The following is a 21,188-nucleotide window of genomic DNA, read 5'->3' as shown; positions in this document are numbered from 1 at the left end:
CACAGATTGTCTGATGAAAAGTAAATAGCAAGGCGTCTTGCGATTGAGACTTCAGTGTCCCCTTCGTCTAGAGGCCCAGGACACCGCCCTTTCACGGCGGTAACAGGGGTTCGAATCCCCTAGGGGACGCCACTTGCTGGTTCGTGAGTGAAAGTCACCTGCCGACATATCTCAAAACTCATCTTCGGGTGACGTTTGAGATATTTGCTCTTTAAAAATCTGGATCAAGCTGAAAATTGAAACGACACACATGTTATGTGTGTTCGAGTCTCTCAAATTTTCGCAAACCGGTGATGAATCGAAAGAAACATCTTCGGGTTGTGAGGTTAAGCGACTAAGCGTACACGGTGGATGCCCTGGCAGTCAGAGGCGATGAAGGACGTGCTAATCTGCGAAAAGCGCCGGCGAGGTGATATGAACCTTTGACCCGGCGATGTCCGAATGGGGAAACCCAGTGTGTTCCGACACACTATCGTTAACTGAATACATAGGTTAACGAGGCGAACCGGGGGAACTGAAACATCTAAGTACCCCGAGGAAAAGAAATCAACCGAGATTCCCCCAGTAGCGGCGAGCGAACGGGGAGCAGCCCAGAGTCTGAATCAGCTTGTGTGTTAGTGGAAGCGTCTGGAAAGTCGCACGGTACAGGGTGACAGTCCCGTACACGAAAGCACACAGGCTGTGAACTCGAAGAGTAGGGCGGGACACGTGGTATCCTGTCTGAATATGGGGGGACCATCCTCCAAGGCTAAATACTCCTGACTGACCGATAGTGAACCAGTACCGTGAGGGAAAGGCGAAAAGAACCCCGGCGAGGGGAGTGAAAAAGAACCTGAAACCGTGTACGTACAAGCAGTGGGAGCCTCTTTTATGGGGTGACTGCGTACCTTTTGTATAATGGGTCAGCGACTTATATTCTGTAGCAAGGTTAACCGTATAGGGGAGCCGAAGGGAAACCGAGTCTTAACTGGGCGTTAAGTTGCAGGGTATAGACCCGAAACCCGGTGATCTAGCCATGGGCAGGTTGAAGGTTGGGTAACACTAACTGGAGGACCGAACCGACTAATGTTGAAAAATTAGCGGATGACTTGTGGCTGGGGGTGAAAGGCCAATCAAACCGGGAGATAGCTGGTTCTCCCCGAAAGCTATTTAGGTAGCGCCTCGTGAACTCATCTTCGGGGGTAGAGCACTGTTTCGGCTAGGGGGCCATCCCGGCTTACCAACCCGATGCAAACTACGAATACCGAAGAATGTTATCACGGGAGACACACGGCGGGTGCTAACGTCCGTCGTGAAGAGGGAAACAACCCAGACCGCCAGCTAAGGTCCCAAAGTCATGGTTAAGTGGGAAACGATGTGGGAAGGCACAGACAGCCAGGATGTTGGCTTAGAAGCAGCCATCATTTAAAGAAAGCGTAATAGCTCACTGGTCGAGTCGGCCTGCGCGGAAGATGTAACGGGGCTAAACCATGCACCGAAGCTGCGGCAGCGACACTATGTGTTGTTGGGTAGGGGAGCGTTCTGTAAGCCGTTGAAGGTGTCCTGTGAGGGGTGCTGGAGGTATCAGAAGTGCGAATGCTGACATAAGTAACGATAAAGCGGGTGAAAAGCCCGCTCGCCGGAAGACCAAGGGTTCCTGTCCAACGTTAATCGGGGCAGGGTGAGTCGACCCCTAAGGCGAGGCCGAAAGGCGTAGTCGATGGGAAACAGGTTAATATTCCTGTACTTGGTGTTACTGCGAAGGGGGGACGGAGAAGGCTATGTTAGCCGGGCGACGGTTGTCCCGGTTTAAGCATGTAGGCGGAGGTTCCAGGTAAATCCGGTTCCTTGTTAACGCTGAGGTGTGATGACGAGGCACTACGGTGCTGAAGTAACAAATGCCCTGCTTCCAGGAAAAGCCTCTAAGCATCAGGTAACATCAAATCGTACCCCAAACCGACACAGGTGGTCAGGTAGAGAATACCAAGGCGCTTGAGAGAACTCGGGTGAAGGAACTAGGCAAAATGGTGCCGTAACTTCGGGAGAAGGCACGCTGATATGTAGGTGAAGCCCCTGCGGGTGGAGCTGAAATCAGTCGAAGATACCAGCTGGCTGCAACTGTTTATTAAAAACACAGCACTGTGCAAACACGAAAGTGGACGTATACGGTGTGACGCCTGCCCGGTGCCGGAAGGTTAATTGATGGGGTTAGCGGTAACGCGAAGCTCTTGATCGAAGCCCCGGTAAACGGCGGCCGTAACTATAACGGTCCTAAGGTAGCGAAATTCCTTGTCGGGTAAGTTCCGACCTGCACGAATGGCGTAATGATGGCCAGGCTGTCTCCACCCGAGACTCAGTGAAATTGAACTCGCTGTGAAGATGCAGTGTACCCGCGGCAAGACGGAAAGACCCCGTGAACCTTTACTATAGCTTGACACTGAACACTGGTCCTTGATGTGTAGGATAGGTGGGAGGCTTTGAAGCGTGGACGCCAGTCTGCGTGGAGCCAACCTTGAAATACCACCCTTTAATGGCTGGTGTTCTAACGTAGACCCGTAATCCGGGTTGCGGACAGTGTCTGGTGGGTAGTTTGACTGGGGCGGTCTCCTCCCAAAGAGTAACGGAGGAGCACGAAGGTTAGCTAATCCTGGTCGGACATCAGGAGGTTAGTGCAATGGCATAAGCTAGCTTGACTGCGAGAGTGACGGCTCGAGCAGGTGCGAAAGCAGGTCATAGTGATCCGGTGGTTCTGAATGGAAGGGCCATCGCTCAACGGATAAAAGGTACTCCGGGGATAACAGGCTGATACCGCCCAAGAGTTCATATCGACGGCGGTGTTTGGCACCTCGATGTCGGCTCATCACATCCTGGGGCTGAAGTAGGTCCCAAGGGTATGGCTGTTCGCCATTTAAAGTGGTACGCGAGCTGGGTTTAGAACGTCGTGAGACAGTTCGGTCCCTATCTGCCGTGGGCGCTGGAGAATTGAGGGGGGCTGCTCCTAGTACGAGAGGACCGGAGTGGACGCATCACTGGTGTTCGGGTTGTCATGCCAATGGCACTGCCCGGTAGCTAAATGCGGAAGAGATAAGTGCTGAAAGCATCTAAGCACGAAACTTGCCCCGAGATGAGTTCTCCCTGAGACTTTAAGTCTCCTGAAGGAACGTTGAAGACTACGACGTTGATAGGTCGGGTGTGTAAGCGCAGCGATGCGTTGAGCTAACCGATACTAATGAACCGTGAGGCTTAACCTTACAACGCCGAAGATGTTTTGGCGATGAGAGACGATTTTCAGCTGATACAGATTACAGAATTTGCCTGGCGGCTTTAGCGCGGTGGTCCCACCTGACCCCATGCCGAACTCAGAAGTGAAACGCCGTAGCGCCGATGGTAGTGTGGGGTCTCCCCATGCGAGAGTAGGGAACTGCCAGGCATCAATTAAAAGAACCCCGTACCGTATGGTGCGGGGTTTTTTGCTTTGGGGCGCGAAATACACATCTGAATTCCCCAAAGAGTGCCGCCAGACAAGGCGAAGCCACGATACGGTAACCCCAACCCCCATCATCTCCCTTCAGGATCCCCCCAAACACTTCAGATCAGTACGGAATTTAGCGTGCACAGGACCACTTTAAGCGCCATGAAATACTGCAGGAACAGGTTTACGAGGATGTGACCAGAGAGTGGTTACAGGAGAGTTTATCAGACGCAGGAAAGCAAAAACCCAGCCATAGGCTGGGTTCTTAAAATAGTGGTGCCCGGACTCGGAATCGAACCAAGGACACGGGGATTTTCAATCCCCTGCTCTACCGACTGAGCTATCCGGGCAACGGAGCGCATTAAACCGCAATCGCGCCTGATCGTCAACACTATTTCGGGAAAAGCCGTTCAACTGCTTAACTTTGCGGCAATCTGACGGTTTACGCGCCGAACAGGTCAAATTCTTCAGACAGATTACGTCAGCGCACCACCCATACGACACTGCGCAAAACGCAGGATATCTTCGGCCAGACGGTGTGCTGTATCCACATCGGCCTGGCTACGGTTTACCAGCATGCGGCTCAGGCAACCTTCCAGTACCAGCTCCATCTGCTTAGCGACCATCGCCGGGTCATCCACTTCGAGCGTGGTCAGCAGTTCGTGCGTGAAATCATGCGCCGCCCGCTTTTGCTGATCCGCCAGTTGATGGATAGGATGGCCGGGGTCAGGGTAGAAGGTGCAGGCGGCAATAAACAGGCAACCCGGATAACGGTTGTTGCTTACGCATTCGCTCAGGGCGGTATAACGCGCCAGCAGCTTTTGCTCCGCAGTCAGTTCTTCATTTAACATCAGCTGCCTGCGCCAGACATCAACCTGCTGGCTGAGATAACGCAGGGCATCGTAAAGCAGCGCCTCTTTATCCGGCCAGAAGCGCATGAGTTCATCCAGAGGATAATCAATACGGTCGGCTACCATCTCAAGCGTGGTGCTGGCGATCCCTTGAATCTCAAGTAATTGCAGGGCTTGTCCCAGTACGTCTTCGCGTTGCACGGTTATCTCCTCCGTTATTCCCAACGGTTTGTCCCGTTTCAAGTGTTGTTTACGGTTGGCGATTGCGCAAATGCGCGCTGAATGCCGTCGCGTCCATAAACCCGGTTACACGCTGTGCGGGCTGCTCCTGGCCCTGTTCATTGAAGAACAGAATGGTTGGCAGACCCAGCACGTTAAGTTGCTTCAGCAGTGCCTTATCCGCTGTACTGTTGGCGGTGACGTTTGCCTGGAGCAGAACCGTCTCTTTCAGCGCACCTTGCACCTGCGGATCGCTAAACGTGTACTTTTCGAATTCTTTACAGGCGACACACCAGTCCGCATACAGATCCAGCATGACCGGTTTGCCTTTCGCCTGCGCCAGTGCGCTGTTGAGTTCATCCACGTTTTTTATCTGGATGAAGTTCAAATGCGCCTGCGTTTGTCCCGCGGGTGTGCCAAATGCCCAGTCCTGCAGTGGCCGTACGCTCACCAGCGCGGCGGCGAGCAGGAGGATTTGCACAAGACGCATCCACGGCTTTTTCGCTGCCAGGCTTGTGATAAACGCCCAACAGAAGAAAGCAACACCGAGCATTGCCCACAGGCGCATCCCCCAGACGTCGCCGATAATACGCTCGAGCAAGAACACCGGCAGCGCCAGAATGACAAAACCAAACGCGGTTTTCACCGTCTCCATCCACGGGCCGCTCTTGGGCAGCAGACGGTTGCCAAATACCGTTACCAGAATCAATGGCAGACCCATTCCCAGCGCGTAGAGATACAACGTACCACCGCCGAGCCACAGGTTACCGCTCTGGGCAATATACAGCAGGATCGCGCTCAGTGGCGCGGTAGTGCACGGTGAGCAAATCAACCCGGCGATGGCACCCATCACGAACACGCCGCCCGGGGAGCCACCCTGCTGACGGTTACTCATCAGCGTTAAGCGAGTCTGCAACGCGGACGGCAGCTGTAGGGTGAACAAACCAAACATCGACAGCGCCAGCAGAATAAATACGATCGACAGGCCAGCCAGCACATAAGGGTGCTGAAGTGCAGCCTGGAACTGCAGTCCGGCAGCAGCAACCACGAGGCCCAGTGCGGTGTAGGTTAACGCCATACCCTGCACGTAGATAAAGGCCAGCAGCAGGGCGCGTGCGGTTGAAAGGCGTTGCTTACCGCCGAGGACAATCCCGGAGATAAGCGGATACATGGGCAGCACGCACGGCGTGAAGGCGATGCCGATACCAATCAGTAAAGCCCACAAGGCGGAGAAGGGCAGCGCTGTGCGACCGTCGTCCTTCACCCCGGTGCTCTCCCCTGCGGGAAGAGCAGGCATACTGGCGGCCGCTTTAACTTCGCTCAGCGGAATGACTTTGGTTTCCGGCGGATAGCAGAAGCCCGCGTCGGCACAGCCCTGATACGTGACGGTCACGGTGGCGCCTTTATCGGCCTGATTGACCGTCACGGGCACGCTTAACCGCTGGCGATAGATTTCACTTTTGCCGAAAAACTCGTCCTCATGCCACTCGCCCGCAGGCATCTGAAGTGGGCCTACCTTTGCCTGAGCAGGCGTGATGCTGACCTGCTTGCGATAGAGGTAATACCCCTCTTTTATCTGCCAGGTAAGATTCAGGTCATGCTGGTCTTGCTGAAAATCGAAAACAAATGCCTGGTCGGCAGAAATAACGTTCGAACGGCCGGGAGCGTCAAATAACCCGGCAAAAACTGATGTGCTGCACAGCAGCAGGATCAGCGTAAGGAAGCGTTGAGCCATGAGAGATAATCGTTGTCGCCGTGGACCACTGACAATACCAGCAGTTCGGGGGTTTGATAAGGATGATGAGATTTGAGGCAGTCCAGGAGTGCCTGCTGGTTCGCCAGATTGGTTTTGAGCAACATCTGGACTTCGTACTCCTGCTCCAGTTTACCTTCCCAGTAGTAAAGGGAGGTGGCGCCAGGAAGGAGCGTCACGCAGGCTGCCAGTTTTTCGGCCAGCACTTTGGCGGCGAGATCCTGGGCAGAGGCTTCATCAGGGGCGGTACAAAGGACAACAACAGCATCAGGCGTGTTCACAAGTCGACCTCCTCATCACGAAAGTCTTCACTATATCACGCAAGGCTATTGGTCATTAATGAAACGGGCCGCAGAGCGGCCCGTTTTTAACTATTTTTACAACCCATCATTGTTTACAGCACGATGCCGCCAATGATAAAGCCGAGGATCACGCACAGCGAGATAGCCACCACGCCCGGGATCAGGAACGCATGGTTAAACACGTACTTACCGATGCGAGTCGAGCCAGTGTCATCCATCTCAACCGCCGCCAGCAGGGTTGGGTAGGTGGGTAAAACGAACAGTGCAGAAACGGCAGCAAACGAGGCAATAGCCGTCAGCGGGGTAACTCCCAGCATCAGTGCCGCAGGCATCAGGGCTTTGGTGGTGGCCGCCTGAGAGTAAAGCAGGGTTGCGGCAAAGAACAGCACCACAGCCAGGAGCCACGGATAGTTGTGCAGCAGGTCGCCCGCAACGGTCTGGATATCGCTGATGTGAGCTTTCACGAAGGTATCACCAAGCCAGGCCACACCCAGTACACACACGCAGGCGCTCATACCGGATTTAAAGGTGCTGGCGTTGAGCACTTCGCTGGTGTCGATTTTACAGGTGATGCTGATCAGCGTAGCGATAGTCAGCATGAATACCACAATCGCTTCGTTACGCGGCAGGACCGGGTTTTGGATCAGACCCACGGTGTCACTGATGGCGGTTGCGTAGAACATGACCGCAACGATACCGATCAGGAACAGCAAGACAGAGCGTTTTGCATGCGGCTTCAGTTCGAAGACCTGGCTACCACGCAGTTTCACTTCACCTTTTGCCAGACGCTCCTGATAAACCGGATCGTCTTTCAGTTCGGCGCCGAGGAAGTTACACAGCACGGCGGTGATCATCACTGCAATCAGCGTCACCGGAATACAGATGGCCAGCAGCGTCAGGTAACTCACGCCCATAGGCTCAAGGATACCGGCGAAGAAGACCACCGCAGCGGAGATAGGTGATGCGGTAATCGCAATCTGGGACGCGACCACGGCAATCGAGAGTGGACGAGACGGACGGATGCCCTGCTCTTTCGCCACTTCGGTAATGACCGGCAGCGTGGAGAAGGCGGTGTGGCCAGTACCGGCGAGAATGGTCATAAACCACGTCACCAGCGGGGCAAGGAAGGTAATGTATTTTGGATGGCGGCGTAACATACGCTCCGCCAGGCTCACCAGGTAGTCCATACCGCCTGCCACCTGCATGGCTGCGATAGCGGCAATAACCGCCATGATGATTTCGATAACGTCAAAAGGGATTGCGCCGGGTTTAATCTGAAAGATAAGGGTAAGTACGAGCACCCCGAGACCGCCGGCAAAACCAATGCCGATACCCCCGAGTCTTGCTCCCAAATAAATCGCCAACAGGACGATGACGAGTTCTGCTCCAAACATAAGGACCTGCCTTGCTTATTAACAAGTTGATATTGAATTGTTGTATTTTGGTAACGCCTATAAAGAAAAAAGGCACGTCACAAGTGACGTGCCTTAAGGAAGCCTAGCCTGAACTGCTACTGTTCGCTTTCATCGGTATATCGTTTCGCTTTGTATGCCGGGTGCATCAGGTTCTGGGCCGAGAAGATATCGTCCAGCTCGGCTTCGGTCAACAGTCCACGTTCCAGAACGACTTCACGCACGCTCTTACCTGTTTCGGCGCAAATCTTACCGACGATGTCGCCGTTATGGTGGCCGATGAACGGGTTGAGGTAGGTGACGATGCCGATGGAGTTGTAGACATACCCTTCACAAACTTCTTTGTTCGCGGTGATGCCGTTAACGCATTTCTCCAGCAGGTTGTAGCAGGCGTTGGTCAGAATGTGGATGGATTCAAACATTGCCTGGCCGATGACCGGCTCCATGACGTTCAGCTGCAGCTGGCCGGCTTCAGAGGCCATGGTCACGGTTGTATCGTTACCGATGACTTTAAAGCAGACCTGGTTCACCACTTCTGGCACTACCGGGTTCACTTTCGCCGGCATGATGGACGAACCGGCCTGCAGCTCTGGCAGGTTGATTTCATTCAGACCAGCGCGTGGGCCGGAAGAGAGCAGGCGCAGGTCATTACAGATTTTGGAAAGTTTCACTGCCAGACGTTTCAGGGCGCTGTGAACCATAACGTACGCGCCGCAGTCGGAGGTGGCTTCAATCAGATCTTCTGCAGGCACAACCGGCAGGTTAGAGACTTCAGCCAGCTTCTGTACCGCCAGCTGCTGGTAACCGTCCGGCGTATTCAGACGCGTGCCGATGGCGGTTGCGCCCAGGTTCACTTCCAGCAGCAGCTCGGAGGTGCGCAGCAGGTTTTTAGTTTCTTCGTTAAGCAGCACGTTAAACGCGTGGAATTCCTGACCGAGGGTCATCGGAACCGCGTCCTGTAGCTGGGTACGACCCATTTTCAGGATGTCCTGGAACTCAACGGCTTTGCGCTGGAAGCCATCACCCAGCTGATTAATGGCGTCCACCAGTTTCACCACGGAGGCATACACCGCGATACGGAAGCCGGTTGGGTAGGCGTCGTTAGTGGACTGACATTTATTAACGTGGTCGTTCGGATTCAGATACTGGTATTCACCTTTCTGATGACCCATCAGCTCCAGGCCGATGTTTGCCAGTACTTCGTTGGTGTTCATGTTGACGGAGGTGCCCGCGCCGCCCTGATAGACATCGACCGGGAACTGATCCATGCATTTGCCGTTGTTCAGCACTTCATCGCAGGCAGCGATAATCGCATTTGCCGCGCTTTTCGGAATGGTTTGCAGCTCTTTATTGGCCAGTGCTGCGGCTTTTTTCACCATCACCATGCCACGTACAAATTCAGGGATGTCGCTGATTTTGTTGTTGCTGATGTAGAAGTTTTCAATCGCTCTCAGAGTGTGAACACCATAGTAGGCATCCGCTGGAACTTCCCTGGTACCCAACAAGTCTTCTTCGATACGAATGTTGTTTAACATGTGAACCTTCTTTTCAAGCTGCCGATGGATTGTACTAAACACACAGTATTTATGTGGTTTTGAATATTTTCTGACCGACGATTATTCCCTCAATCAGCCAGATGTTCGAGATCATATGCTGATGATAGCGAATTGCCGTAATCTGGATCACTTATTATCGACCCGATTCCATGATAATTATTAATCTGTGAAATGAGTCACCGCTTTAAAATTTCCAGAAAAAATATCCGTGCAAACCGATTGAATTTTGGCTAACCGTCACCATTTCTTACAGACGCGTTTCGCGAACACATTCAGACAGGGGCCTGAGGGCACCTGCCACACAGGAGATGCCAGTGCGCTGGGTACCATTTATTGCTTTCTTTCTCTATGTTTACATCGAGATTTCAATTTTTATCCAGGTCGCCCATGTACTGGGTGTCCTGCTAACGCTGATTCTGGTGATTTTCACTTCGGTGATCGGCATGTCGCTGGTGCGTAATCAGGGTTTCAAAAATTTCCTGATAATGCAGCAGAAGATGGCCGCAGGCGAAAGCCCGGCCGCAGAGATGATCAAAAGCGTCTCGCTGATTATTGCTGGCTTGCTGCTGATCCTGCCGGGGTTCTTCACTGACTTCCTCGGCCTGCTGCTGCTTCTGCCACCGGTGCAAAAGCACCTGACCATGAAGCTACTGCCGCATCTGCGTTTTAGCCGTATGCCGGGCGGTGGCTTCAGTACAGGGCCGGGGGATACTTTCGAAGGGGAGTATCAGCGTAAAGATGAACAGCGCGACCGTTTAGACCATAAAGACGATCGGTAAAAGAGGCCAGGCCCGGTAAGCGAATCGCTACCGGGCTTTGTTTTACAGGGTGCCGCGTTTCGGTAAAAACAGCCACAGCCCCGCCAGCATGCTAATCGCATACAGGCTTTTCCACCCCACCATCGCCATCAACAGCAGGCAAAGCACGCCACCAACCACTGCCAGCGCTTTATAGCGACCTTTCAGCAGACGACAACCCGCCAGCATGCACAGCAGGTAGATCATGATGAAAATCCCGTTGGCGTACACGATCAGGGCATCAAGATTGATATTCAGCGCGTAAATACATAGCGAACTCAAGACGCAGCAGCCCAGCACGGTATTAAGCGCATTCAACGGCAACTGACGTTTAGACAGGCGCGCAAGGCGGCTCTCTGGTTTATCAAGCGCCTGCGACCACACCAGACGCGCAAAGCTCTGGATGTAGATATTGAGGCTGGCAAAACAGGCCAGATAGCCAATAACACAGGCGACCCACAGTGCTTTCAGACCAAACAGTTGCACCACCATGCCCGGCAGCGAGGCAGCGGCCGCTTTATCCGCGGCGAACGCGTTGAAATGCAGTACCAGCACGGTGCAAGCCCAGTAAACGGTACCTGCTAACAGCAGGCCAATCATCAGGGCGCGCGGGAAATCCCGTTCCGGTTGTTTAAACTCAGAGGCCAGATGGGCAAACGCCTCCAGCCCGACAAAACACCAGAACATTACCGATAGCGCAGCAAACAGCTGCGAATGGTTGACCTCACTTACCGCGGGGAAGGGGATCTCCTTCAGCGTAATATCCCCTTTCCACCAGATGGCGACAATGAGGGCCACAATCAGTATTGCAACGACGGTTTGCAGGTTGGCACTCGAGCTGGCACCCCGTGAGCCGACCCACCAGACGATGGCCAGCGTAACCAGCTCGGCCAGCAGCAGTTGCTCGTTATGCCAGCCAAACAGCGCCTGGCCAAAACCGGTCGCGATATGCAACGCTGCCGGTAGACCGACCGGAATAACAGAAAGAAACAGCCAGCCGGTGACCCGCTCCAGTCGCGGACCAAACGCTATACCGACAAAGTGCGCTATGCCGCCCGCGCTGGGAAAATGCCGTCCGAGGATGGCAAACACGACCGCGACCGGAAACACCAGCACAATCAGCACTGGCCACGCCCACAGGCTATTATTGCCGGCCACCAGTGCTGCCAGCGCGGGTACCGCAAACACACCTGTACCTAACAAGGAGGTCGACAGCAGACCCACGCCCTGCGCCAGTCCCAACTCCTGTTTTAGTCCACTCATTGACATCGTCCTGCCACGATCAAAAGAGAGGCGATGGTAACACTTTCGCAAATTTTTTTTCGTCTGCCCCTTGAAGGGGGAAAAAGCTATCCCCATCTCTCAGGGCACTAGTCGGAAAACCGCGTGCGGACCGGCGTCATCCATAACTGATAATGACTTTCTCAAAGGAGAGCTATCAATGAGTATTCGTCCGTTACATGATCGTGTGATCGTCAAACGTAAAGAAGTTGAAACCAAGTCTGCTGGCGGCATCGTTCTGACTGGTTCTGCAGCAGCAAAATCAACGCGTGGCGAAATAATCGCTGTCGGTAAGGGCCGCATTCTGGAAAACGGAACTGTGCAGCCACTGGACGTTAAAGTTGGTGACATCGTAATTTTCAACGATGGCTACGGCGTGAAATCCGAGAAGATCGACAATGAAGAAGTGTTGATCATGTCCGAAAGCGACATTCTGGCAATTGTTGAAGCGTAATTTTACGCACGAGAATTTGAGGAAATAAGAACATGGCAGCTAAAGACGTAAAATTCGGTAACGACGCTCGTGTAAAAATGCTCCGCGGCGTAAACGTACTGGCAGATGCAGTTAAAGTGACCCTGGGCCCGAAAGGCCGTAACGTAGTGCTGGATAAATCCTTCGGCGCGCCAACCATTACTAAAGACGGTGTTTCTGTAGCACGTGAAATCGAGCTGGAAGACAAGTTCGAAAACATGGGCGCGCAGATGGTGAAAGAAGTTGCCTCTAAAGCGAACGACGCTGCAGGCGACGGTACCACCACCGCAACCGTACTGGCACAGGCTATCATCACCGAAGGTCTGAAAGCCGTTGCTGCGGGTATGAACCCAATGGATCTGAAGCGCGGTATCGACAAAGCGGTTACTGCGGCGGTTGAAGAGCTGAAAGCGCTGTCCGTTCCATGCTCCGACTCTAAAGCGATTGCTCAGGTTGGTACTATCTCCGCTAACTCCGACGAAACCGTAGGTAAACTGATCGCGGAAGCGATGGACAAAGTCGGTAAAGAAGGCGTGATCACCGTTGAAGACGGTACCGGTCTGGAAGACGAACTGGACGTGGTTGAAGGTATGCAGTTCGACCGCGGTTACCTGTCCCCATACTTCATCAACAAGCCAGAAACGGGTGCTGTTGAGCTGGAAAGCCCATTCATCCTGCTGGCTGACAAGAAAATCTCCAACATCCGTGAAATGCTGCCAGTGCTGGAAGCCGTTGCGAAAGCAGGCAAGCCGCTGGTTATCATTGCTGAAGACGTTGAAGGTGAAGCACTGGCGACCCTGGTGGTTAACACCATGCGTGGCATCGTGAAAGTGGCTGCGGTTAAAGCACCTGGCTTCGGCGACCGCCGTAAAGCGATGCTGCAGGATATCGCTACCCTGACTGGCGGTACCGTAATCTCTGAAGAGATCGGTATGGAGCTGGAAAAAGCGACCCTGGAAGACCTGGGCCAGGCTAAACGCGTTGTGATCAACAAAGACACCACCACCATCATCGATGGCGTGGGTGAAGAAGCGGCTATTCAGGGCCGTGTTGCTCAGATCCGTAAGCAGATTGAAGAAGCAACCTCTGATTACGACCGTGAAAAACTGCAGGAGCGCGTAGCGAAACTGGCAGGCGGCGTGGCAGTAATCAAAGTGGGCGCGGCAACTGAAGTTGAAATGAAAGAGAAGAAAGCACGCGTTGACGATGCTCTGCACGCGACCCGTGCAGCAGTAGAAGAAGGCGTGGTAGCTGGTGGTGGTGTCGCGCTGGTGCGTGTTGCCGCTAAACTGGCTGGCCTGACTGCTCAGAACGAAGATCAGAACGTGGGTATCAAAGTTGCGCTGCGCGCAATGGAAGCACCACTGCGTCAGATCGTTTCCAACGCCGGTGAAGAGCCATCCGTGGTTGCGAACATGGTGAAAGCGGGCGAAGGTAACTACGGTTACAACGCTGCAACTGAAGAATACGGCAACATGATCGACTTCGGTATCCTGGATCCAACCAAAGTGACCCGTTCTGCACTGCAGTACGCGGCCTCTGTAGCGGGTCTGATGATCACTACCGAGTGCATGGTGACCGACATGCCTAAAGGCGACGCACCTGATTTAGGTGCTGCGGGTATGGGCGGCATGGGTGGTATGGGCGGCATGATGTAATCGTGCGCTTTACCGCTTAGAATGAGAAAAACCCCCGGGCAGAAATGCTCGGGGGTTTTTCTTTTGGTCATCTTTTTAGTATAAGGTTTACACACGGACAACATCTGCTGTCCAGCTTATTGAAAACGAGGAATAACATGCGCGTAAAAGTCTGTGCAGGGATCGTAGGAGCAGCATTGCTGCTGGCGGGTTGTAGCTCCAGCAATGAGCTGTCTGCTGCAGGTCAGGGCGTTCGCTTTGTTGAAGATAAGCCGGGTAACGAGTGCCAGTTTTTAGGCACGGCAACCGGTGAGCAAAGCAACTGGATGTCGGGTCAGCACGGTGAAGAAGGTGGATCTATGCGCGGTGCTGCTAACGCGCTGCGTAACCAGGCTGCAGAGATGGGTGGCAACGTGATTTACGGTGTGAGCAGCCCGTCGCAAGGGATGTTGTCCAGCTTCGTGCCAACGGCCAGCCAGATGAATGGCCAGGTCTATAAGTGCCCTAACTGATCTACATTGCTGATGGCGCTGCGCCCAACCCCACCGGGCGGATAAGCGTAGCGCCACCTGCCGTTATTGTTGCCGCAGTTGCAAATCCAGCGGCGTCTTACTCGGCTCACCGCCAATCTCTCGCGCCAGCTTCGGCACCATATAGCCTGAAACCAGCGTTAACAGTTCGCGCATAATCTGCCGGGCCTCATCATCCGTGACCATGAAATGCGCCGCGCCTTGCACACGATCCAGTACGTGCAGGTAGTAGGGCATCACGCCCGCATCGAATAACGCATTACTGAGCTCCGCCAGAACCCGGGCATTATCATTCACACCGCGCAGCAACACGCTCTGGTTCAAGAGCGTCACACCCGCTTTGCGCAGACGCGCCATCGCCGCACGGAATGCCTCATCGATTTCATTCGCATGGTTGATATGGTTCACCAGCAGAACCTGTAAACGAGACTGCTCAAGGCGAGATACCAGACCGTCCGTAATACGTGCCGGAATAACAATCGGTAAACGGCTGTGGATGCGCAAACGCTTAATGTGTGGAATGGCTTCAAGCTGGGTCAACAGCCAGTCCAGTTCATGATCTTTTGCCATCAGCGGATCGCCACCTGAAAAAATGATCTCATCCAGTTCCGGATGGGCGGCGATATAGTCCAGGGCGACCTGCCAGTTGCGTTTATTACCCTGATTTTCGGCATACGGGAAGTGGCGACGGAAACAATAACGGCAGTTTACCGCGCAACCGCCTTTCACCAGCAGAAGAGCACGGTTGAGATATTTGTGCAGTAAACCCGGTACCACACTGTTCTGCTCTTCCAGAGGATCGGTGCTGTATCCTGGCGCTGATATAAACTCTTCCTGCGCAGTAAGCGTTTGTTTTAATAATGGATCGTCAGGGTTTCCTTTCTCCATACGGGCAACAAACGCGCGGGGAACACGCAGGGCAAAAAGTCGCTTAGCCTCGCGGCCTGCAAGCAACTCTGGGTGCTGATCGAGGTCTAACAGACGCAGCAATTCATCAGGACTGGTGATTACATCGGCAAGTTGCGATAACCAATCTTCTCTGGACGGGGTGTTTAGGGTTACAATATGCGCCATTTTGTGGCTTAGCTACCAGTTAACAAATTTAGAGGGCCTTATGGCAACGTACTATAGCAACGATTTTCGTGCTGGTCTTAAAATCATGATGGACGGCGAACCGTACGCGGTTGAAGCCAGCGAATTCGTTAAACCAGGTAAAGGCCAGGCATTCGCGCGCGTTAAGCTGCGTCGCCTGCTGACCGGTACCCGTGTTGAGAAAACCTTCAAGTCTACTGACTCCGCTGAAGGCGCTGATGTTGTCGATATGAACCTGACTTACCTGTACAACGACGGTGAGTTCTGGCACTTCATGAACAACGAAACGTTCGAGCAGCTGTCTGCGGATGCTAAAGCGATTGGCGATAGCGAAAAATGGCTGCTGGACCAGGCTGAGTGCATCGTGACCCTGTGGAACGGCCAGCCTATCGCTGTTACCCCACCAAACTTCGTAGAGCTGGAAATCGTTGAAACCGACCCAGGTCTGAAAGGTGATACCGCAGGTACTGGCGGCAAGCCAGCTACCCTGTCCACCGGTGCAGTGGTTAAAGTTCCACTGTTCGTACAGACTGGTGAAGTGATCAAAGTAGATACCCGCTCCGGCGAATACGTATCTCGCGTGAAGTAATTTACGTCAAGACTGAAGGCGCAGCGCCCGCTGCGCCTGTTTTTTGCAGGCAGGGATGATGAACCGTACCGTTAAAATTCTGCTTCTGTTAGCGCTGTCCAGCGCGTTGCTTTCCGGCTGTAACACCACGCGTGGAATGGGGGAAGATATCCAGGATCTCGGCCATATCATTTCTCACGCGGCCAGCTAACCCCGTCTAATTTTCCTAAAAATGCGTCCTTTTCCGTCAAACGACGGGATATTGTCTATTCTTAAATTGCTATACACAAAACAACTTTGGCTATAAAAGGACGATATTATGGTTAAGAAGACAATTGCAGCGATCTTTTCAGTCCTGGTACTTTCTTCAGTATTAACAGCCTGTAATACCACGCGTGGCGTTGGTCAGGATATTTCTGAAGGTGGTAGCGCAATCTCTGGTGCGGCAAGTAAAGCACAGCAGTAATTGAATAAACGGTACGGAACCAGACGGGTTTCGTACCGTCAGCTTTCTGATTCCTGCAGGGATAAAAACGGTGAATAACGCGTATCCATATGCAATTTCATGCGGATATTCCGTTTATAGGTATAGACCGTTTTACCGTTAATACTCAGGTGAGCCGCAATTTTCTGATTGCTGGCACCCTCCATCCACAACGTCAGCACTTTCTCCTCCTGGCGCGTCAGCAAAGGCGCGGTTACCTTTGGCTTTTCACTGTTCGCGTGCGAAATGAGTGCGTCGTGGATAACTGTCCCCAGTTGTTCAAGACGGGCATTTTTCAACAGCGATGACCAGACCGGGAATTGCTTCAGCCAGGCGGTCATTTCACTATCCTCACCCGATTGCAGCAAAATAAAGGGCACTCTTTCGCTGGCGTTCAGCAAAGATGAGAGGGACTGAAAGGGATGTACATCCTGTCTGAACCCATGCAGGTCAGCAATAACCAGCGTCGGTTTCCATTGCAGAATGTGCTCTCTGGCGAGGAAAAGATTATTCAGGCCGGTCACAACGACGTTTTCCGGAAATAAACCGGAATGATTGAGCCATGCTTCAAACCCGGTGCGGGTGAAGTGACAACGGTCAATCAAAAGAATTTTGAACATATTATATACGCAGTCGGCTAGTGGTTTGGCTTCCTGCCATCAGAAAGCACATCATCATAGAGAAGTCGGATGAGTGATAAATGCCTGAACTGCGCGGCATACTGCGGCTATTTCTTGCCTTAACATGTTCAGCACAAAAGGATTGAAAAAAAATCGCACGCTAACCAAAATATGAGGCGTAATCTTTGCCTTGCGGGACGACCCGTAAGCGCTTCCTTCATCGGGGACGGCCCCAACTTGCATTTAAGTTAAGGAGCCTGAAATGTCCTGGATCATTCTTGTTATTGCTGGCCTGCTCGAAGTGGTATGGGCGATAGGTCTGAAGTACACCCACGGTTTTACCCGCCTGACACCCAGCGTCATTACCCTTACCGCGATGATTGTGAGTATCGTTTTGCTCTCGTGGGCGATGCGTTCTTTACCGGTGGGGACAGCGTATGCCGTCTGGACGGGAATTGGCGCCGTGGGGGCGGCCATCACGGGGATCCTGCTGTTGGGTGAGTCAGCGAGTCTGGCGCGTATCGCCAGCCTCGCCCTGATTGTGGCCGGTATTATTGGGTTGAAGCTCAGCACCCATTAATGGGGTTGTTCTACCCAGATGAGTTTCGACACATCAAACCCTTGCCGGGTCGCGACGTCCAGCATCTGCTGTTTCATCTCAGGTGAAAGGGTTGGGGTGCGAGAGAGGATCCACAGATAGTTGCGATCCGGCCCGCAGACCAGCGCGTGACGGTACTCTCTGTCGAGCGCGATCACGTTATATCCTCCATAGAACGGGCCGAAGAAGGAGACTTTGAGCGCGGCCCGTCGCGGGTCGCCGGTAAAGTACGCTTGTCCAATCGACTGCTGCCACATTTCCCGGTCCGGATTATAGCCCCGGTTGATAACCTGAATACCGCCGTCATCCATCGGGCTGTAATTTGCCGTGACCTTCTCTAAACCCCGTTCAAAACGGTGGTCAAGGCGCGCGATTTCATACCATGTTCCAAGAAAACGTTGTGCGTCGAAATTGCTGACAACGGTGACGCCGGGAGGGGGAGTAGGGGAGCTGCAGGCAACCACTAAAAACGCGGCTGTCACTGCGGCGATAACAGGCAAAATGCGCATAGGAGTTTCCTTACTGTTTTTGTTAAGTGTAGATGACAGCAAGGAAAATGCGGGAATTTTGCAGGCCGGGTGGGCATCAGCATCACCCGGCAAGATTTTACTGCAGAGCGCTCAGAATACGGTATGCCGCTTCCACGCGTGCCGGGTTCGGGTAGCTCTTGTTCGCCAGCATAACGATGCCGAGTTCCTTCTCAGGAATAAATGCCACGTAGCTGCCAAATCCGCCCGTCGAGCCTGTTTTATGCACCCATGACGCTTTTACCGGTGGTGCAGGAGGGTTCACTTCTGTCACGGGCAACGGTGCAAGTGCTACCTTGTTGTCGCTGCCCTCCACCACGGTTTTGGCTTCTACCGGCCAGTTGAGCATCTCCCAGCCCAGGCCCTGGTACATCGAGCCTGTGCGCCAGTAGCGAGACTGTGCAAGCACCATGCCCTGCTTCAGTGAGGCATCCTGTACCCCATCGGGGGCCATGTTAGCCACCACCCAGCTCGCCATATCCTTCACGTTGGTTTTCACGCCATATGCTTCGGCATCGAGTATGCCCGGCGAAACGTGAACCGCTTTACCGTCACGATAACCCCAGGCGTAATGCTGTTCTTCTGCCTTCGGAACGTTAATCCACGTATGGTTCAGGTTAAGCGGCTTCAGGACCCGCTCCGTCATCGCCTGCTCAAAGCGCATGCCAGAAGGTTTCACTGCCAGAGCCCCAAACAGACCGATGCTGGCATTCGCATAAAGACGCGTGGTGCCTGGCGCCCACTGTGGTTGCCAGGACTGGTAAAAACGCAGCAGCGAGGCATTATCGGTAACCTCATCGGGCACCTGTAACGGCAGGCCACCGGCAGTATAGGTTGCCAGGTCCAGCATGCGAACGCCCTGCCACTGTTTGCCGGTCAGTTCAGGCCAGTATTTGGTCACCGGATCGCCCAGCGAAATTTCACCGCGAGCAATAGCATCGCCACCCAGAACGCCGGTGAAGGTTTTGCTGATTGAGCCCAGCTCAAACAGCGTTTGTGCAGTGACGGGTGTGTTCGCGGCGACATCGGCCTTGCCGAAGGTGAAGTAGTGCGGCTGGCCCTGATAGATCACGGCGACCGCCATACCCGGAATAGACTGCGCTTTCATCAGGGGCGTAACGGTACGTTCCACGACCTTCGCCAGCTGTGTTTCTGACAGAGGTGCGGCTAATGCAGCGCAGGAGGTGCTGAGCAGCAGAGCGCAGCACAGGGATTTTTTCATCATCAGTTATCTTCCGTAATAGCGAGTCAAGGGAGTGTCCGGGCCCGTCAGACATACCCAGTCTGTTGGATTTGACTGTGGCTGACAAACGGTTAAATTTAGCATTAGCTGTTAATTTTTCTAACGGATGGGTCGATGACACGCAGCTATTTACCGCTTAATTCGCTTCGTGCCTTCGAAGCCGCCGCAAGGCACCTCAGTTTTACTAATGCTGCCATTGAGCTGAATGTCACCCATTCAGCCATCAGTCAGCACGTTAAGACGCTGGAACAACATCTGAACTGTCAGCTGTTTGTCCGGGTTTCGCGCGGATTGATGCTGACGACAGAGGGCGAGAATCTGCTGCCGGTGCTGAACGATTCGTTTGATCGTATCGCCGGCATGCTGGATCGCTTTGCCAGTCATCGCGCGCTGGAGAAGCTTAAAATTGGCGTGGTGGGGACTTTTGCGACCGGGGTGTTATTCGCGCAGCTGGATGATTTCCGTCGCCGCTATCCGCATATCGATCTGCATCTTTCGACCCATAATAACCGTGTCGATCCGGCCGCCGAAGGGCTTGATTACACGATCCGCTACGGTGGAGGGGCGTGGCATGGCACTGAAGCGACGTTTCTGTGTTCTGCGCCGCTGGCTCCGCTGTGCACGCCTGAAATTGCCGTCGGGCTACAAGCACCGGCGGATATGCTGAAGTTTACGCTGCTGCGCTCCTACCGACGCGACGAATGGTCGGCGTGGATGCAGGCCGCGGGCGAACTCCCGCCGTCACCAACGCATCGGGTGATGGTGTTTGATTCATCCGTTACCATGCTGGAAGCCGCGCAGGCCGGCGTGGGAATTGCTATCGCGCCTGTGGGTATGTTCACTCATCTGCTGAACAGTGAACGTATCATTCAGCCGTTTGCGACACAGATTGAGCTGGGCAGTTACTGGTTAACCCGATTGCAGTCACGGACAGAAACCCCTGCAATGCGTGAGTTTGCGCAGTGGCTGGTGGGGAAAATGCAGAAATGACAGGCCCGCCGGGGGGCGGGCCTGATGTATCAGATAGTAACCACGGCAATCAGCGTAACCACCGTCAGGATGGTTGCCAGGCCGTAGAACACCCATTTCCCGCTCGGGACATGGATTTTCAGGTCATGCATCGCATGGTGAATACGGTGCAGGCCACACCACAGCGGCAGGACGATCATCAGGAAGAGGAACACACGGCCAATAAAGCTGCTGGCAAAGGCCAGTACTCGCTCGTAACCCAGCGCATCGCCCGGAAACAGCCCCAGTGGCAGCATAATACCGACCAGCAGGATGATGACCGGCGCGATGATGGCGCTCCACATCCCCCCTGCGCCAAACAGTCCCCAGAAGACCGGCTCGTCAGAACGTTTTGGATTTGGATTAATCACAGTAGTCTCCTTACCAGAACAGTGCGACAAACAGAATGATCACAGTGACGAGGATCGTCACGCCCCATAGCCCTTTAATGACAGGCTCTGGCCCCATTTTCTCGTCTTTAATGATGATGTTCGCCGCTTTTGGCGCCAGTTCAAACCAGGTTTTGGTATGAAGCAGCGCTGCCGCGAGCACAATCAGGTTCAGGATCACGATGATGGGGTTTTGCAGGAAGCCGACAAAGCTGGCCCAGGTTTCAGGGCCATGTTTGAGGGCATAAACGCCATACATCAGCTCCAGGCTGAACCAGACCGCCGGCACCGCGGTGCCTTCACGCAGCATATAGAAGCGATAAAACGGCAGTTTCTTCCACCAGGTGGACGGCATTGGCCGCACGTAGGCTTTGCGTTTAGTCGTCATTATGCACTCC

At 53.7% G+C, this 21,188-nt stretch carries 21 protein-coding genes, 2 tRNA genes and 2 rRNA genes; 12 read left to right on the top strand and 13 right to left on the bottom strand.

Annotation, left to right across the window (positions count from 1 at the left end):
- Nucleotides 1-56: 56 nt before the first annotated feature.
- From HV157_RS12405 to rrf, 3 genes are all read left to right on the top strand, one after another.
- Nucleotides 57-132, top strand: a tRNA-Glu gene (locus HV157_RS12405).
- Nucleotides 133-324: 192 nt separating this feature from the next.
- Nucleotides 325-3,230, top strand: a 23S ribosomal RNA gene (locus HV157_RS12400).
- A gap of 63 nt (nt 3,231-3,293) precedes the next feature.
- Nucleotides 3,294-3,409, top strand: a 5S ribosomal RNA gene (rrf, locus tag HV157_RS12395).
- A gap of 316 nt (nt 3,410-3,725) precedes the next feature.
- On the opposite strand, the gene HV157_RS12390 is transcribed toward rrf, so the two are convergent.
- The 6 genes from HV157_RS12390 to aspA form a co-directional block, all read right to left on the bottom strand.
- Nucleotides 3,726-3,801, bottom strand: a tRNA-Phe gene (locus HV157_RS12390).
- 126 nt (nt 3,802-3,927) lie between these two features.
- A complete protein-coding gene (locus tag HV157_RS12385) occupies nt 3,928-4,503 on the bottom strand; it encodes a transcriptional regulator (RefSeq protein ID WP_020882970.1) in 576 nt (191 codons plus the stop codon).
- Between the two features lie 49 nt (nt 4,504-4,552).
- The gene (locus HV157_RS12380; protein ID WP_182268131.1) at nt 4,553-6,256 is read right to left on the bottom strand and encodes a protein-disulfide reductase DsbD; all 1,704 of its coding nucleotides are present in this window, start codon (nt 6,254-6,256) and stop codon (nt 4,553-4,555) included.
- Entirely contained in the window at nt 6,232-6,555 is a 324-nt protein-coding gene (gene cutA, locus HV157_RS12375; protein ID WP_044857998.1) for a divalent cation tolerance protein CutA, read from the bottom strand. The genes HV157_RS12380 and cutA overlap by 25 nt, the downstream gene beginning before the upstream one ends.
- Nucleotides 6,556-6,668: 113 nt before the next feature.
- On the bottom strand, nt 6,669-7,970 hold the full coding sequence (locus HV157_RS12370; RefSeq protein WP_006178930.1) for an anaerobic C4-dicarboxylate transporter: 1,302 nt from the start codon (nt 7,968-7,970) through the stop codon (nt 6,669-6,671).
- Between the two features lie 116 nt (nt 7,971-8,086).
- Complete coding sequence (gene aspA / locus HV157_RS12365) at nt 8,087-9,523, bottom strand: aspartate ammonia-lyase (protein WP_020882968.1); 1,437 nt, start codon at nt 9,521-9,523, stop codon at nt 8,087-8,089.
- A 335-nt stretch (nt 9,524-9,858) separates the two neighbouring features.
- Here aspA and HV157_RS12360 point away from each other — a divergent pair, with 335 nt between their 5' ends.
- On the top strand, nt 9,859-10,323 hold the full coding sequence (locus HV157_RS12360; protein ID WP_020882967.1) for an FxsA family protein: 465 nt from the start codon (nt 9,859-9,861) through the stop codon (nt 10,321-10,323).
- 42 nt (nt 10,324-10,365) lie between these two features.
- Here HV157_RS12360 and yjeH read toward each other — a convergent pair whose 3' ends face one another.
- Nucleotides 10,366-11,604, bottom strand: a complete 1,239-nt coding sequence (gene yjeH / locus HV157_RS12355) for an L-methionine/branched-chain amino acid transporter (protein WP_182268132.1) — start codon at nt 11,602-11,604, stop codon at nt 10,366-10,368.
- Nucleotides 11,605-11,782: 178 nt separating this feature from the next.
- Here yjeH and HV157_RS12350 point away from each other — a divergent pair, with 178 nt between their 5' ends.
- The 3 genes from HV157_RS12350 (at nt 11,783) to HV157_RS12340 (ending at nt 14,243) form a co-directional block, all read left to right on the top strand.
- Complete coding sequence (locus tag HV157_RS12350; protein ID WP_003855929.1) at nt 11,783-12,076, top strand: co-chaperone GroES; 294 nt, start codon at nt 11,783-11,785, stop codon at nt 12,074-12,076.
- Nucleotides 12,077-12,108: 32 nt separating this feature from the next.
- A complete protein-coding gene (groL, locus tag HV157_RS12345) occupies nt 12,109-13,752 on the top strand; it encodes a chaperonin GroEL (RefSeq protein WP_014168284.1) in 1,644 nt (547 codons plus the stop codon).
- Between the two features lie 137 nt (nt 13,753-13,889).
- Complete coding sequence (locus tag HV157_RS12340; RefSeq protein ID WP_020882965.1) at nt 13,890-14,243, top strand: DUF4156 domain-containing protein; 354 nt, start codon at nt 13,890-13,892, stop codon at nt 14,241-14,243.
- Nucleotides 14,244-14,306: 63 nt separating this feature from the next.
- Here HV157_RS12340 and epmB read toward each other — a convergent pair whose 3' ends face one another.
- Nucleotides 14,307-15,335: an EF-P beta-lysylation protein EpmB gene (gene epmB / locus HV157_RS12335; RefSeq protein WP_032681886.1), complete on the bottom strand. Its 1,029-nt coding sequence runs from the start codon at nt 15,333-15,335 to the stop codon at nt 14,307-14,309.
- 40 nt (nt 15,336-15,375) lie between these two features.
- Between epmB and efp the strand changes: the two genes are divergently transcribed.
- The 3 genes from efp (at nt 15,376) to ecnB (ending at nt 16,387) form a co-directional block, all read left to right on the top strand.
- Nucleotides 15,376-15,942, top strand: a complete 567-nt coding sequence (gene efp / locus HV157_RS12330) for an elongation factor P (protein ID WP_014882207.1) — start codon at nt 15,376-15,378, stop codon at nt 15,940-15,942.
- A 58-nt stretch (nt 15,943-16,000) separates the two neighbouring features.
- On the top strand, nt 16,001-16,132 hold the full coding sequence (locus HV157_RS12325; RefSeq protein ID WP_025206267.1) for an entericidin A/B family lipoprotein: 132 nt from the start codon (nt 16,001-16,003) through the stop codon (nt 16,130-16,132).
- A 108-nt stretch (nt 16,133-16,240) separates the two neighbouring features.
- Complete coding sequence (gene ecnB / locus HV157_RS12320; RefSeq protein ID WP_014168289.1) at nt 16,241-16,387, top strand: lipoprotein toxin entericidin B; 147 nt, start codon at nt 16,241-16,243, stop codon at nt 16,385-16,387.
- A gap of 38 nt (nt 16,388-16,425) precedes the next feature.
- On the opposite strand, the gene HV157_RS12315 is transcribed toward ecnB, so the two are convergent.
- A complete protein-coding gene (locus HV157_RS12315; protein WP_014168290.1) occupies nt 16,426-17,025 on the bottom strand; it encodes a LuxR C-terminal-related transcriptional regulator in 600 nt (199 codons plus the stop codon).
- Nucleotides 17,026-17,287: 262 nt separating this feature from the next.
- Here HV157_RS12315 and sugE point away from each other — a divergent pair, with 262 nt between their 5' ends.
- Nucleotides 17,288-17,605 carry a quaternary ammonium compound efflux SMR transporter SugE gene (gene sugE, locus HV157_RS12310; RefSeq protein ID WP_032681885.1) on the top strand — a complete coding sequence of 106 codons (318 nt, stop codon included), beginning with the start codon at nt 17,288-17,290 and terminating at the stop codon, nt 17,603-17,605.
- Here sugE and HV157_RS12305 read toward each other — a convergent pair.
- Nucleotides 17,602-18,132 (bottom strand): lipocalin family protein, encoded by a 531-nt coding sequence (locus HV157_RS12305; protein ID WP_014168292.1) that lies wholly within the window; start codon nt 18,130-18,132, stop codon nt 17,602-17,604. The genes sugE and HV157_RS12305 overlap by 4 nt on opposite strands.
- A 97-nt stretch (nt 18,133-18,229) precedes the next feature.
- Complete coding sequence (blaACT, locus tag HV157_RS12300) at nt 18,230-19,375, bottom strand: ACT family cephalosporin-hydrolyzing class C beta-lactamase (RefSeq protein ID WP_182268133.1); 1,146 nt, start codon at nt 19,373-19,375, stop codon at nt 18,230-18,232.
- Nucleotides 19,376-19,507: 132 nt separating this feature from the next.
- Here blaACT and ampR point away from each other — a divergent pair, with 132 nt between their 5' ends.
- Entirely contained in the window at nt 19,508-20,383 is an 876-nt protein-coding gene (ampR, locus tag HV157_RS12295) for a LysR family transcriptional regulator AmpR (protein ID WP_020882960.1), read from the top strand.
- A 29-nt stretch (nt 20,384-20,412) separates the two neighbouring features.
- Here the strand turns inward: ampR and frdD are convergent, their stop codons facing one another.
- Nucleotides 20,413-20,772, bottom strand: a complete 360-nt coding sequence (gene frdD, locus HV157_RS12290) for a fumarate reductase subunit FrdD (RefSeq protein ID WP_032679414.1) — start codon at nt 20,770-20,772, stop codon at nt 20,413-20,415.
- A gap of 10 nt (nt 20,773-20,782) precedes the next feature.
- Nucleotides 20,783-21,178, bottom strand: coding sequence for a fumarate reductase subunit FrdC (gene frdC, locus HV157_RS12285; RefSeq protein ID WP_163304280.1), 396 nt, complete (start codon nt 21,176-21,178; stop codon nt 20,783-20,785).
- Nucleotides 21,179-21,188 lie beyond the last annotated feature (10 nt).

This window comes from Enterobacter sp. RHBSTW-00318 (assembly GCF_014101375.1).
In the GTDB taxonomy this organism is placed as follows: Bacteria; Pseudomonadota; Gammaproteobacteria; order Enterobacterales; family Enterobacteriaceae; genus Enterobacter; species Enterobacter ludwigii.
This window is presented reverse-complemented; position numbering and strand designations above follow the sequence as displayed.